The 13001-nt window shown below is 39.9% G+C and carries 19 protein-coding genes; 18 read left to right on the top strand and 1 reads right to left on the bottom strand.

Annotation, left to right across the window (positions count from 1 at the left end; all coding sequences use genetic code 11):
- Positions 1–21: 21 nt before the first annotated feature.
- The 18 genes from rpsE to AC6CHJ_RS13500 all read left to right on the top strand — a co-directional run bounded on the left by rpsE (position 22) and on the right by AC6CHJ_RS13500 (position 11305).
- The gene (gene rpsE, locus AC6CHJ_RS13585) at positions 22–525 is read left to right on the top strand and encodes a 30S ribosomal protein S5 (RefSeq protein ID WP_066790882.1); all 504 of its coding nucleotides are present in this window, start codon (positions 22–24) and stop codon (positions 523–525) included.
- Positions 526–539: 14 nt separating this feature from the next.
- Positions 540–722: a 50S ribosomal protein L30 gene (gene rpmD / locus AC6CHJ_RS13580; RefSeq protein ID WP_066790880.1), complete on the top strand. Its 183-nt coding sequence runs from the start codon at positions 540–542 to the stop codon at positions 720–722.
- A 32-nt stretch (positions 723–754) separates the two neighbouring features.
- Entirely contained in the window at positions 755–1195 is a 441-nt protein-coding gene (rplO, locus tag AC6CHJ_RS13575) for a 50S ribosomal protein L15 (protein ID WP_066790877.1), read from the top strand.
- Entirely contained in the window at positions 1195–2481 is a 1287-nt protein-coding gene (gene secY / locus AC6CHJ_RS13570) for a preprotein translocase subunit SecY (RefSeq protein ID WP_066790875.1), read from the top strand. The genes rplO and secY overlap by 1 nt, the downstream gene beginning before the upstream one ends.
- Before the next feature lie 64 nt (positions 2482–2545).
- On the top strand, positions 2546–3199 hold the full coding sequence (locus tag AC6CHJ_RS13565; RefSeq protein WP_147197398.1) for an adenylate kinase: 654 nt from the start codon (positions 2546–2548) through the stop codon (positions 3197–3199).
- A 410-nt stretch (positions 3200–3609) separates the two neighbouring features.
- Positions 3610–3828 (top strand): translation initiation factor IF-1, encoded by a 219-nt coding sequence (gene infA, locus AC6CHJ_RS13560; protein WP_038179110.1) that lies wholly within the window; start codon positions 3610–3612, stop codon positions 3826–3828.
- Positions 3829–3865: 37 nt separating this feature from the next.
- Positions 3866–3979 (top strand): 50S ribosomal protein L36, encoded by a 114-nt coding sequence (rpmJ, locus tag AC6CHJ_RS13555; protein ID WP_000868344.1) that lies wholly within the window; start codon positions 3866–3868, stop codon positions 3977–3979.
- A gap of 23 nt (positions 3980–4002) precedes the next feature.
- Positions 4003–4368 (top strand): 30S ribosomal protein S13, encoded by a 366-nt coding sequence (gene rpsM, locus AC6CHJ_RS13550; RefSeq protein WP_066790872.1) that lies wholly within the window; start codon positions 4003–4005, stop codon positions 4366–4368.
- 25 nt (positions 4369–4393) lie between these two features.
- Positions 4394–4783: a 30S ribosomal protein S11 gene (gene rpsK / locus AC6CHJ_RS13545; RefSeq protein WP_066790867.1), complete on the top strand. Its 390-nt coding sequence runs from the start codon at positions 4394–4396 to the stop codon at positions 4781–4783.
- A 133-nt stretch (positions 4784–4916) separates the two neighbouring features.
- Positions 4917–5861, top strand: coding sequence for a DNA-directed RNA polymerase subunit alpha (locus AC6CHJ_RS13540; protein WP_066790865.1), 945 nt, complete (start codon positions 4917–4919; stop codon positions 5859–5861).
- A 51-nt stretch (positions 5862–5912) separates the two neighbouring features.
- Positions 5913–6293: a 50S ribosomal protein L17 gene (gene rplQ / locus AC6CHJ_RS13535; RefSeq protein ID WP_066790864.1), complete on the top strand. Its 381-nt coding sequence runs from the start codon at positions 5913–5915 to the stop codon at positions 6291–6293.
- A gap of 392 nt (positions 6294–6685) precedes the next feature.
- Positions 6686–7531 carry an energy-coupling factor ABC transporter ATP-binding protein gene (locus AC6CHJ_RS13530; RefSeq protein WP_498289001.1) on the top strand — a complete coding sequence of 282 codons (846 nt, stop codon included), beginning with the start codon at positions 6686–6688 and terminating at the stop codon, positions 7529–7531.
- Positions 7507–8379 (top strand): energy-coupling factor ABC transporter ATP-binding protein, encoded by an 873-nt coding sequence (locus AC6CHJ_RS13525; RefSeq protein ID WP_498288999.1) that lies wholly within the window; start codon positions 7507–7509, stop codon positions 8377–8379. Before AC6CHJ_RS13530 ends, AC6CHJ_RS13525 begins: the two co-directional genes overlap by 25 nt.
- A complete protein-coding gene (locus tag AC6CHJ_RS13520) occupies positions 8376–9179 on the top strand; it encodes an energy-coupling factor transporter transmembrane component T family protein (protein WP_498288997.1) in 804 nt (267 codons plus the stop codon). Before AC6CHJ_RS13525 ends, AC6CHJ_RS13520 begins: the two co-directional genes overlap by 4 nt.
- A 20-nt stretch (positions 9180–9199) precedes the next feature.
- Positions 9200–9943, top strand: a complete 744-nt coding sequence (truA, locus tag AC6CHJ_RS13515) for a tRNA pseudouridine(38-40) synthase TruA (protein ID WP_147197392.1) — start codon at positions 9200–9202, stop codon at positions 9941–9943.
- Positions 9944–10127: 184 nt separating this feature from the next.
- A complete protein-coding gene (gene rplM, locus AC6CHJ_RS13510) occupies positions 10128–10565 on the top strand; it encodes a 50S ribosomal protein L13 (RefSeq protein ID WP_066790859.1) in 438 nt (145 codons plus the stop codon).
- A gap of 21 nt (positions 10566–10586) precedes the next feature.
- Complete coding sequence (rpsI, locus tag AC6CHJ_RS13505) at positions 10587–10979, top strand: 30S ribosomal protein S9 (protein WP_066790857.1); 393 nt, start codon at positions 10587–10589, stop codon at positions 10977–10979.
- 140 nt (positions 10980–11119) lie between these two features.
- Entirely contained in the window at positions 11120–11305 is a 186-nt protein-coding gene (locus tag AC6CHJ_RS13500; protein ID WP_498288996.1) for a CPCC family cysteine-rich protein, read from the top strand.
- Between the two features lie 217 nt (positions 11306–11522).
- Here the strand turns inward: AC6CHJ_RS13500 and AC6CHJ_RS13495 are convergent, their stop codons facing one another.
- Entirely contained in the window at positions 11523–12905 is a 1383-nt protein-coding gene (locus tag AC6CHJ_RS13495) for an SMI1/KNR4 family protein (protein WP_498288994.1), read from the bottom strand.
- Between the last annotated feature and the right edge of the window lie 96 nt (positions 12906–13001).

The following is a 13001-nucleotide window of genomic DNA, read 5'->3' as shown; positions in this document are numbered from 1 at the left end:
TAAGAAGGAGGTACACTTTTCATGGGTCTTAATTTTGACGCAAACAATCTAGAACTTGAAGAACGCGTAGTTACGATTAACCGCGTTGCTAAAGTTGTAAAAGGTGGACGTCGTTTCCGCTTCACTGCATTAGTTGTTGTTGGAGATCGTAATGGCCATGTTGGTTTTGGTACAGGTAAAGCTCAAGAAGTACCTGATGCTATTCGCAAAGCTGTTGAAGATGCGAAGAAAAACCTAATCGAAGTTCCACGTGTTGGTGGTACTACTCCTCACTTAGTGATGGGTAAATTCGGTGCAGGTAACATCATGATTAAACCTGCTGCTCCTGGTACAGGAGTTATCGCTGGTGGTCCGGTACGTGCCGTACTTGAACTTGCTGGTATTACTGATATTCTTTCAAAATCTTTAGGTTCAAACACACCAATCAATATGGTGCGTGCGACTATTAAAGGTTTATCTGAATTAAAACAAGCTGAAGAAGTTGCAAAACTTCGCGGTAAATCAGTAGAAGAATTATTAGGTTAAGGGAGGGAAATGACATGTCAAATAAACTAGAAATTACCCTCACTAAAAGTTTAATCGGTACTAAACCTGCACAACGCAAAACAATTGAAGCACTTGGTTTACGTAAAATGAACCAAACTGTTGAACATAACGATAACGTTGCTATCCGTGGTGCGATCACTAAAGTCGCTCACTTAGTAACAGTTACTGAAAAATAATTTTAAATTCTATAACAAGGAGGTGCCATCTAATGAAACTTCATGAGTTAGAACCATCTATTGGATCACGTAAAGAACGCAATCGTGTTGGTCGTGGTATCGCGACTGGTAACGGTAAAACTTCTGGTAGAGGTCAAAAAGGTCAAAATTCACGTTCAGGCGGCGGTGTACGCCCTGGATTTGAAGGTGGTCAAAACCCGATCTTCCGTCGTTTACCAAAACGTGGTTTCACTAACATTAACCGCAAAGAATACGCAATCGTAAATCTTGATGCGTTAAACCGTTTTGAAGAAGGCACAGAAGTTACACCAGCTTTACTTGTTGAAACTGGCGTTGTGAGCAAAGAGAAAGCTGGCATTAAAGTTCTAGGTAATGGAACTCTTAACAAAAAGCTTACTGTAAAAGCTCATAAATTCTCTGCATCTGCACAACAAGCAATTGAAAATGTCGGCGGAAACATTGAGGTGATCTAATGTTTCGAACAATCTCTAACTTTATGCGCGTCAGAGATATTAGAAATAAAATCATTTTCACCCTTTTGATGTTGATAGTATTCCGCATAGGTTCATTTATTCCTGTTCCGAATGTCGACGCTGCAGTATTACAGCAAACTGACCAGTATAACCTAGTCGGTTTCCTAAATACTTTTGGCGGTGGAGCTCTTAAGAACTTCTCTATATTCGCTATGGGGATAATGCCTTACATTACAGCATCAATTATTGTTCAACTGTTGCAAATGGATGTAGTGAAAAAGTTTACCGAGTGGTCAAAACAAGGTGAAGTGGGACGCAAGAAGATTTCTCAATTCACACGATATTTCGCAATTGTCCTTGCTTTCATTCAATCAATCGCTATGTCTTACGGTTTTAACCGTATGTACGGCGGTTCATTGATTAGAGAAGAAGGAGTAATGACTTACATTACAATTGCAATCGTGTTAACTGCTGGAACTGCATTCTTATTATGGCTAGGCGAACAGATTACAGAAAAAGGTGTGGGAAATGGTATTTCCATTATCATCTTCGCTGGGATCGTTGCTGCATTACCAAATACAGTGAACCAAATTTATGCTCAACAGTTTGAAAATGCTGGTGATCAATTGTTCATCAACATTATTACGCTGGTGTTGATTGCTCTTGCTGCATTGGCAATTGTTGTCGGGGTTACTTACGTTCAACAAGCGAATCGTAAAATCCCTATTCAATATGCTAAAGGTACTGGGGCGCAACGTGGAGCTCAACAATCACACTTACCATTGAAAGTTAACTCTGCCGGAGTTATTCCAATTATCTTTGCAGTTGCATTCCTTGTAACGCCTAGAACCATTGCTACTTTCTTTGGAGATACAAGTGTTACAAGATTTATTGAAAAAACGTTTGATTACTCTCAACCTATTGGGATGATCATATATGTAGCGCTAATTGTCGCTTTCACATATTTCTATGCGTTTGTTCAAGTAAATCCTGAAAAGGTTGCTGATAATCTTAAGAAACAAGGTGCCTATATCCCTGGCATTCGCCCAGGAAAAAGCACACAGGATTATCTAACAGCTGTTTTATACCGTTTAACATTTGTAGGTGCGATTTTCTTATCAGTGATTTCTGTTCTACCAATCTTGTTTATCAATATTGCGAATCTACCTTCATCTGCTCAAATTGGTGGCACTAGTTTACTAATTATAGTAAGTGTTGCTCTTGAAACGATGAAACAATTAGAATCACAACTTGTTAAACGCCACTACAAAGGTTTTATGAAATAAGGTTGGTTTTTTGGAACGGCCACGTTCCTAAAAACCTTCATACTAATAATGGAGGTGACTCCGTATGAATATTGTTTTAATGGGTTTGCCAGGTGCCGGAAAAGGTACGCAAGCAGATAAAATTGTTGAGAAATACGGTATCCCTCATATTTCTACAGGTGATATGTTCCGTGCCGCTATTCAAAACGGTACAGAATTAGGGTTGCAAGCAAAGTCATTCATGGATCAAGGAGCATTAGTTCCTGATGAAGTGACAATTGGCATTGTTCGAGAACGCCTAAGCGAAGCTGATTGTGACAAAGGATTTCTACTTGATGGATTCCCGCGTACAACAGCACAAGCTGAAGCTTTAGATCAAATTTTAGCTGACCTAGGCAAAAAGGTTGAACACGTGATTAACATCGAAGTTGAACAAGATGATTTAGTCAAACGATTGACTGGCCGCCGTATCTGTAAAGTATGTGGATCCTCTTATCATCTTATTTTCAACCCTCCAAAAGAGGCGGGAATATGTGATAAAGACGGTGGAGAGCTTTACCAACGGGCAGATGATAATCCGGAAACGGTTAACAACCGCCTTGAAGTGAATATTAAGCAATCTCAACCGTTGCTTGACTTTTACCGAGAAAAACATATTTTAACTAACATTAATGGTCAGCAAGATATCAATGATGTATTTGCTGAGGTTGATGCTCTTTTAAAAGGTAACCGCAACTAATACCCGCCAGAGGGCGCAGATATCTGCAACCGCGGGAGTATGCGGTAGCATGACGGAATGATATTTTCGAGAGCTGCAAAAGCATATTGTACCCGGTCTATACGCCAATGAATAATAGAATAGATAAGTTGGGATTCTTTATTTAGGGTGGTATAATGGGTTTCGTGGAAAAGTATCTGTGTAAACGGGTATGCAGGATCTCATCTAAAGTAGCCGGGGAACGTGTGGGTATCAGGGCCATCCTGTGGCACATAGTCTTGGTTCGAGAAGCGAAGCCTGATGAGCGTCTTTCGAACATCTCTCATATAGTCTAAACATATGTTGAGCAAGCAGGCTACTGTTGCAACAAATTCTGCAGAATTTGATCATAGATCTGAATTGCATATATATATAGAAGGGAGACAGGGTCGATGGCGAAAGACGATGTAATTGAAATCGAAGGCACAGTTGTTGAAACTTTGCCAAACGCGATGTTTAAGGTAGAATTAGAAAATGGTCATACAGTGCTTGCCCATGTATCGGGTAAAATTCGTATGCACTTTATTCGAATCCTGCCTGGAGATAAAGTAACAATTGAACTATCTCCGTATGACTTAACTCGCGGTCGTATCACATACCGTTTTAAATAATCTTTTGCACTCCGGACCACTAAGGAGGTTAGGTTAGATGAAAGTGAGACCATCTGTGAAACCGATCTGCGAAAAATGTAAAGTTATTCGCCGACGCGGTAAAGTAATGGTAATTTGCGAAAATCCTAAGCATAAACAAAAACAAGGATAATTCCAAGGAGGTGTACATCATACATGGCACGTATTGCTGGTGTTGATATTCCACGCGAAAAACGCGTTGTAATTTCATTAACATACATTTTTGGTATCGGAAACACTACTGCTAAGAAAGTTCTTGCAGATGCTGGTGTTTCAGAAGATGCTCGTGTTCGCGATTTAACTGAAGACGAATTAAACAAAATCCGTGAACAAATTGATAAATACAAAGTAGAAGGTGACTTACGTCGCGAAACTTCTCTTAACATTAAACGATTAATGGAAATCGGTTCTTACCGAGGTATCCGTCATCGTCGTGGCTTGCCTGTTCGAGGACAACATACTAAAAACAATGCTCGTACTCGTAAAGGTCCACGTAAAACTGTAGCTAACAAGAAAAAATAATAGGTAAAGGAGGTTTCTTCTTAACATGGCACGTAAACAACAAACTCGTAAACGTCGTGTGAAAAAGAATATCGAATCCGGTATCGCACACATCCGTTCTACATTTAATAATACAATTGTAACCATCACTGACATGCAAGGTAATGCTGTTTCTTGGTCTTCAGCTGGTGCACTAGGATTTAGAGGTTCACGTAAATCTACACCATTCGCTGCACAAATGGCTGCTGAAACTGCTGCTAAAACGTCTATCGAACATGGTTTAAAAACTTTAGAAGTAACTGTTAAAGGTCCTGGTGCTGGTCGTGAAGCTGCTATCCGTGCACTACAAGCTGCTGGCTTAGATGTGACTGCAATTAAAGACGTAACTCCAGTTCCTCATAATGGTTGCCGCCCACCAAAACGTCGTCGTGTATAATAGTTGCAACTCACTAACGTATTGAGTACACTTTTTATACGCAATTAGAATATAATCATTTTGATTGGTTAGCATTCGATTTTATGATGGAAATAATACCATATATTCGATGTTTTGAAGGAGGGTAAATTGAATGATCGAAATTGAAAAACCAAAGATTGAAACCGTTGAGATCAGCAATGATTTAAAATACGGCAAATTTGTTGTAGAACCACTTGAACGTGGGTATGGAACTACTTTGGGTAATTCACTACGTCGTATCCTTCTGTCTTCTTTACCAGGAGCTGCTGTAACTTCAATCCAAATTGACGGCGTACTTCACGAATTCTCTACTATTGAGGGTGTTGTAGAAGATGTTGCATCAATTATTTTGAACATTAAAAAGCTAGCTTTGAAAATCTATTCCGATGAAGAAAAAGTTATCGAAATTGATTTTAAAGGTAACGGAGCAGTAACTGCTGCTGATATTACTCATGACAGTGATGTAGAAGTATTGAACCCAGATCTATACATTGCAACGGTTGCTACTAACGGCCATCTTCGTATGCGTATGTATGCGCAACGCGGACGTGGATATACTTCAGCTGATCAAAACAAACGTGAGGATCTTCCTATCGGCGTGATCCCGATCGACTCTATTTACACTCCAGTTTCACGCGTCAACTATACAGTTGAAAATACTCGTGTTGGACAATCATCTGATTACGACAAACTTTCACTTGATGTGTGGACAGATGGCAGCATCGGTCCAAAAGAGGCGATTTCGCTCGGAGCTAAGATTTTAACCGAGCATTTAAACATCTTCGTTGGTTTAACGGATGAAGCAAAAACTGCTGAAATCATGGTTGAAAAAGAAGAAGACCAAAAAGAAAAAGTTTTAGAGATGACGATTGAAGAACTTGATCTTTCTGTCCGTTCTTACAACTGCCTAAAACGTGCTGGCATTAATACTGTCTTAGAACTTGCTAACAAGTCTGAAGACGATATGATGAAAGTTCGTAACTTAGGACGTAAATCATTAGAAGAAGTTAAATACAAGTTAGAAGAGCTTGGTTTAGGATTACGAGAAGAAGACTAAGCGTATATAAAATAACTTAGATCAGTAAGTGTATAAAGGAGGGAAATATCCATGGGTTACAGAAAACTTGGACGTACAAGTTCTCAACGTAAAGCGATGCTGCGTGATTTAGCAACTGACTTAATCATCAATGAACGCATTGAAACTACAGAAACTCGTGCGAAAGAATTACGATCAGTAGTTGAAAAAATGATTACTTTAGGTAAACGCGGTGATTTGCACGCACGCCGTCAAGCTGCTGCATTTATCCGTCGTGAAGTAGCTACTTCAACAGATGCTGAAGGTAATGAATCAACAGTTTTTGCACTTCAAAAATTGTTTGATGATGTAGCACCTCGCTACGCTGACCGTCAAGGCGGTTATACTCGTATTATGAAAGTTGGACCACGCCGCGGTGATGGTGCACCAGTCGTTGTAATTGAATTAGTTTAAGTATAACGATTAATTGAGGGTGTAATTGTTCATCATATTTTGAACTGACTTACACCCTCTTTTTTCCAAATAGAAGATTTATACGACAAATTTAAAAGCTGAGTGTTATGATGAGCAGCACCTTATGCTGTCTCGTTTAGCTCTACGTACCCCGTTCCCGTTAAAGGCCTGAGCAACCTTTTTACGTGAGATCTCAAAGCGCATTTCTCTGAATGGGGTGCGCGCTTTTTTATTTATAATAGCTGGATATCTGAATCGACTTTTGCCTTAATGGACAAAGTCGTATTTTTTTACACTTTAAAATGTTTGACTAGCATTCATACATAAAACAATGTAAGTTAAGAATGAGTTGAGCAGAGCCAAGAACAGTTTAGCGAGAGGAGTATAAGCACATGCGAGAAATACTAACATTGAACAACGTTACGTTTACATATGCCCCTGAAGACAGTTCAATTAAGAATGCGATTGAAGATGTCTCATTTAGTGTTCAAGAGGGCGAGTGGATTGCCATTGTAGGGCACAATGGATCAGGTAAGTCTACGATTGCCCGTCTTATTAATGGATTAATTTTTCCTCAAAATGGAACGGTAGAAGTAATTGGAGAACCACTAAACGAGGATAACTTGTGGAATAGCCGCTCTCAAATTGGAATGGTATTTCAAAATCCAGATAACCAATTTGTCGGTGCAACAGTTCAAGATGATGTTGCGTTTGCATTAGAGAATAATGGTGTGCCACATGAAGAAATGGTGAAGCGTGTTAGAGAAGCTTTAAAGCAGGTGAATATGGATGGCTTTTTGAATCATGAACCAAGTCACCTATCTGGAGGTCAAAAACAGCGTGTAGCTATTGCGGGCGCTCTTGCGTTGCAACCAAGAATGCTTATTTTGGATGAAGCTACGTCTATGCTTGACCCTCAAGGAAGACAAGAGGTGCTATCTATTGTACGAGAACTACGCGAGAAAACAGGGTTAACAGTTTTGTCTATTACGCACGATTTAGAAGAAGCCATGATGGCAGACCGCTTATTATTTATGAATGGCGGAAAGAAATTTGCAGAAGGAACGCCGTCTGAGATTTTTGCAATGGGTGATCAATTAGTGGAATTGGGTCTTGATTTGCCTTTTGCTTTAAAGCTGGGTAAGCTTTTGCAAATAAACGGTGTTAACCTTAGCGGCGAACCTATGACAGAAGAAGAGTTGGTGAATGATTTATGGATATCAAACTTCAAAAATTAAGTTTTGCCTATGCCCCTGGCACACCGTTTGAAAAAAGGGCTTTATTTGATGTGGATTTAGCCATAGCTTCTGGTAGCTATCAAGCGATTATTGGACATACTGGTTCTGGTAAATCAACAATCCTTCAACATCTCAATGCTTTATTAAAGCCTACAGAGGGTTCTATACAGATTGGTGATAAAGTAATTACGGCAGGCAAAAAAGAAAAAGATTTGCGACCGATTCGCCAAAAGGTAGGGATTGTTTTTCAGTTTCCAGAACATCAATTATTTGAGGAGACGGTGCTAAAGGATATTATCTTTGGGCCGATGAATTTTGGTGTTCCTGAAAAAGAAGCTATGGAAAAGGCTCGTGACTTGGTCAAGTTGGTTGGTTTGCCAGAAGCAGTGCTAGAAAAGTCGCCATTTGATTTATCTGGCGGACAAATGCGCCGTGTGGCAATTGCTGGCGTCTTAGCAATGGAGCCTGATGTCATTGTCTTGGACGAACCGACGGCAGGGCTTGACCCTAGAGGGCGTAAAGAAATTATGGACTTATTTTATCAACTACACCAAAAACGCAATTTGACCACCATTCTTGTAACACACAGTATGGAAGATGCCGCTCGCTATGCGGACCAAATTGCTATTATGCATGAAGGGCGATGCGTTTTAACAGGGACGCCAAGAGAAATCTTTAGCGATATCGAAACACTGTCAAATTACCGTCTCGAAGTTCCGCAGATTATTCACTTTCAGAAGCAGCTAGAACAAAAGGCAGGCTTCTCATTTCCAAAATTATGCCTTACAGAGGAAGAGTTTGCATCAATGATTTCTGAATGGCTTCAAGAAAGGCGGAATCAATCATGATGGATAAGCTTATATTTGGCCGTTTCATCCCGGGTGACTCTTTTGTCCATAGGTTGGATCCACGAGCAAAGCTTATATTTGTATTTGCCTTTATCTTTATTGTTTTTATCGCGAATAACATAGCTACGTATGCTGCGTTGCTCATCTTTACAATACTAATTATTCTTTTGTCTAGAATTAAGCTTTATTTTTTGATCAATGGTTTAAAGCCCATTTTGATTTTAATGGCGTTCACTTTCTTCTTGCATATTTTCTTCACCAAAGAAGGGGATATACTTTATCATTGGAAGTTTATTACGATTTATGAAGAAGGCCTCCGCCAAGGGATCTTCATTTCCGTCCGTTTTTTAGTACTTGTTTTTGTTACGACGGTTTTAACACTGACGACTTCACCTATATCCATTACGGATGGTATGGAAGTGTTATTAAACCCATTGAAAAAATTAAAGTTGCCGATTCATGAATTGGCATTGATGATGTCCATTTCTCTACGCTTCATCCCTACTTTAATGGACGAGACAGATAAGATTATGAAAGCACAAACAGCAAGAGGTTCAGACCTTACATCAGGACCAATTAAAGAGCGTATAAAGGCTGTTGTCCCATTATTGGTGCCATTGTTCGTCAGTGCCTTTAAACGTGCTGAGGACCTTGCTACGGCTATGGAAGTACGCGGTTATCGCGGCGGAGAGGGAAGAACGCGTTACCGCCAATTGAAATGGCACGTTAGAGATACAATTGCCGTGCTATCAATTGTTGTAATGGGTGCTGTGTTGATTTATTTGAGAAAATACAGTTAAAGATATAGGAGAATGGACAGATGGAAAAAAGGTTGAAAGCGACCATTGCCTATGACGGTACAAACTTTTCTGGTTATCAAGTGCAGCCCAATCAGCGCACAGTACAAGAAGAGCTAGAAAAAGTCTTAACAAAGATGCATAAAGGAACCAAAGTAAATGTTACGGCAAGCGGCAGAACAGATGCCAAGGTACATGCGACAGGGCAAGTAATCCACTTCGATACATCATTGGATATTCCACTTGATAGTTATAGAAAAGCACTAAATGTCCAATTGCCGACAGATGTTCGTATAAAAGAGATGGAAGAAGTACCTGAGGATTTTCATGCACGCTATAAGGTAGTGAGTAAGAGATATCGCTACATATGGTCCTGTGAAGCCATACAAAGCCCTTTTAGGCGATTTTACGTCACGCCTACTAATGGAGTAAGGCCTGATATTAAAAAGATGATAGAAGCAGCTCAGCACATTATTGGCACCTATGACTTTTCTTGCTTTTGTGCAGCGAATACGAGTGTAAAAGATAAAGTGCGTACAGTCACTCTATTAGAATTTGAATGGCATCAGGATGAGTTGCACATGGTGATTGAAGGGAATGGATTTTTGTACAATATGGTACGAATTATAGCAGGTACTTTATGGGAAGTTGGGACCGGAAAAAGAAATCCAGAACAATTGCCTGAGATCATCGCTTCAATGAATAGAGGGAATGCCGGCAAAACTGCGCCAGCACAAGGTTTGTACCTTGAAAAAGTGAGCTATTAAAGCGAAAGCAACATGACCAGGTGTTTTTCTTGAAATGCTTGACTTATAATTCTATTTGGGTTAAGATGACATATGGTATTTTCATTACCCCACAAGATAAGCCCCGAATCTTAGCTTTTGAGGATAAAGAAAACAATTGGAACAGACAATAGAACAATCATTTGAATTGTAGGAGGATACTAAAATGCGTACAACATTCATGGCTAAAGGTCACGAAGTAGAACGTAAATGGTTAGTAGTAGACGCTGAAGGCCAAACTCTTGGTCGTTTAGCTTCTGAAGTAGCTGCTATTTTACGTGGTAAACATAAAGCAATCTATACACCAAACGTTGATACAGGTGATCACGTGATCATCATCAATGCAGACAAAATCGAATTAACTGGTAACAAATTAAGAGACAAAATTTACTACCGTCACACTCAATTTGCTGGTGGTTTGAAACAACGTACTGCTGGTGAAATGAAAGAAAAATACCCAACTCAAATGCTTGAGTTAGCAATTAAAGGCATGCTTCCTAAAAACACTTTAGGTCGTCAAATGTTCGGCAAATTGCACGTATACACAGGTTCTGAACACCCACACGCTGCACAAAAACCAGAAGCTTACGAGCTTCGCGGATAATAATTAGAGGAGGATACAACCTTGGCACAAGTTCAATATATCGGCACAGGCCGTCGTAAAAGCTCAATTGCCCGCGTACGTTTAGTACCAGGCGAAGGCAAAATCGTTATTAACAACCGTGACGTTGAAAACTACGTCCCATTCGCATCACTACGCGAAGTAATTAAACAACCATTAGTAGCAACTGAAACACTAGGTAGCTACGATATTCACGTAAACGTAAACGGCGGTGGTTTCACTGGCCAAGCTGGCGCAATCCGCCACGGTATTGCTCGTGCGTTGCTAACAGTTGACCCTGATTTCCGTCCAGCACTTAAATCAGCAGGTTTACTAACTCGTGACCCACGTATGAAAGAACGTAAAAAATACGGTCTTAAAGGCGCTCGTCGCGCACCTCAATTCTCAAAACGTTAATTTTGGCGTTTCAAGACTCTCAGTCATTTGGCTGGGGGTCTTTTTTATTGTTGAAACTTTTTTGCAGTATTAACAAACTATGTGATGGACTTCCGATATAATGAATTATACTTGTAGGAGCAGAAGGCAGTTTCTATGTAATGGCTAACGAGTATATATCTAAACTCATATCAGGAATAGTGGGGAGTCATATTGTGGTTGAAGGTTACGCAGAAAGATTTCTACCTTGTTCTTGCTGTAATTATGAGACATTAGTACAGCGAGGGGAATATGGTATTTGTCCAGTCTGCTTCTGGGAGGATGATGGTAACAATAAGCAGGTGTAGTAGGCCCGATCAAAGGACGTTCTCAGAAAGTAGAAGAAACTTTGTTACATATAGAGCTTGCTCAGAAGAAGTTAAATCAGTAACCTCAAACAGATATGAAATCTATAACAAGGCTGAGTGAGAGGAAACGTATAGATATATAATTTTAGATAGGAGATTACAAGGAGAAGAGCCCGCTTTTAAAGCGAGCTCCGTTCATTATAGAGGTATACACAACTTAGGCTTCTTGTAACTTATTTATAACTTCTTCTGAATATGAATCAGTAAACCGAATAATCCCGTGGTCCTGTATAATCCGTTCTTCTTTTTTGCGGACATCCAGCCAATCTGTAATGAAAGAGGGAGCATATCCGCCTTGACCAAATTCTCCGCCAAATGCAATTATTTTGGGGTAGGCTGCCACATATTGATCACGACTGGTGTCTGGATAGGACTTCGTATACAACCAGAATTGGACATCATACATGAGATACGATAATTCATCAGCTTGAAAAGAAAAATTGCCTTTCTCTTCACAAATCTGTGTACAGATAGTGCGGATTTTCTGTTCAACTTGGTCTACTTCGATTACCCTTGAGCACAGTTCCTCAAGCAGAGGAGAAAATTTGCCATGTGCTACTTTATCCAGATCTTCTTCTTTGTCTTCCTCAGAAGTATCATATTCTTCATCGTTCACAAGGCCTTTGATAAACTCTTCAAAGTTATCGGCAAGGAAGGTAATTTCATAATCGTCTTCTTGATCGACATGAACAACTTCTGGTTCACCATCTATACCGCAAGCTCGATAGTCTAACATAACAACATCATGTCCGGCTGAAGGACAATCACAAATTACCACACCAATATCAGGGTATCCCCATTCATCAATCATAAATTGGCTACCTAAGTCTCCGCACAGAGAATAGCTTTTCATACGGCCAATTCCCATGATCCCTGTAATGGCAATATGATCTTCTGCCCAGGAAGTGGGTTCCGTTGTTGGGAAGTTGGTGTTGTTCGGCACACCGCCATTCCGTTGCTTCATCAAATCAATATAAGAAGAAGGAAGCTTGTATCCAAGCTCTTTCTCTATCGAATCAATTAGTTCATCTGTCGGTAGCTCAGATTGATAAGACTCTCTCGCATACTCGCTGTCCTCCCAGAAATTAGCTAAAAACATATCCGAAAAAAGAACTTTCCCATTGACTGATTCGCCACGTGCCATGGAAGCTTTCTTTTTGGAAAGGCGAAGTTTTTCTCTTTTCTGCTTCTCCGCTTTCTGGCTGCTCCGTGTTAAAAAATACTCTGTATATTGATCTCCAGAGTCTAGTTGATCAGCTCTGCTAAAGGCTTGAGCTGATTCCTCATAACGCATTAAATAATATAAAGCAAACCCTACCCGATAATGCCAGAGAGAATCCTGTTTGCCAGCCTCAGAAATTTTATCAAAGTGATAGAGCGCTTCTTCGTAAAGCCCCATACTGGTATAGGCTCTGGCCAAAAGGCTGATTGAGTCATAGTCCTGTTCTTCATCAGAAATTGTTAAAAGGAAATCGATAATTCGTTGATGTTCATCTGATTCATGCCACTCGTTTAATTGGTCAATTAACTTTTGTTCCATTTCTACCTCCCAATAATTTATAAAATAATTTCATATGTATCTAGTAATATATCATCGTAAATGATAGTAAAAGCTACAGCTGAACATTCCAATTAT

The sequence above is a fragment of the Rummeliibacillus sp. GQ308 genome (assembly GCF_059759115.1).
This window is presented reverse-complemented; position numbering and strand designations above follow the sequence as displayed.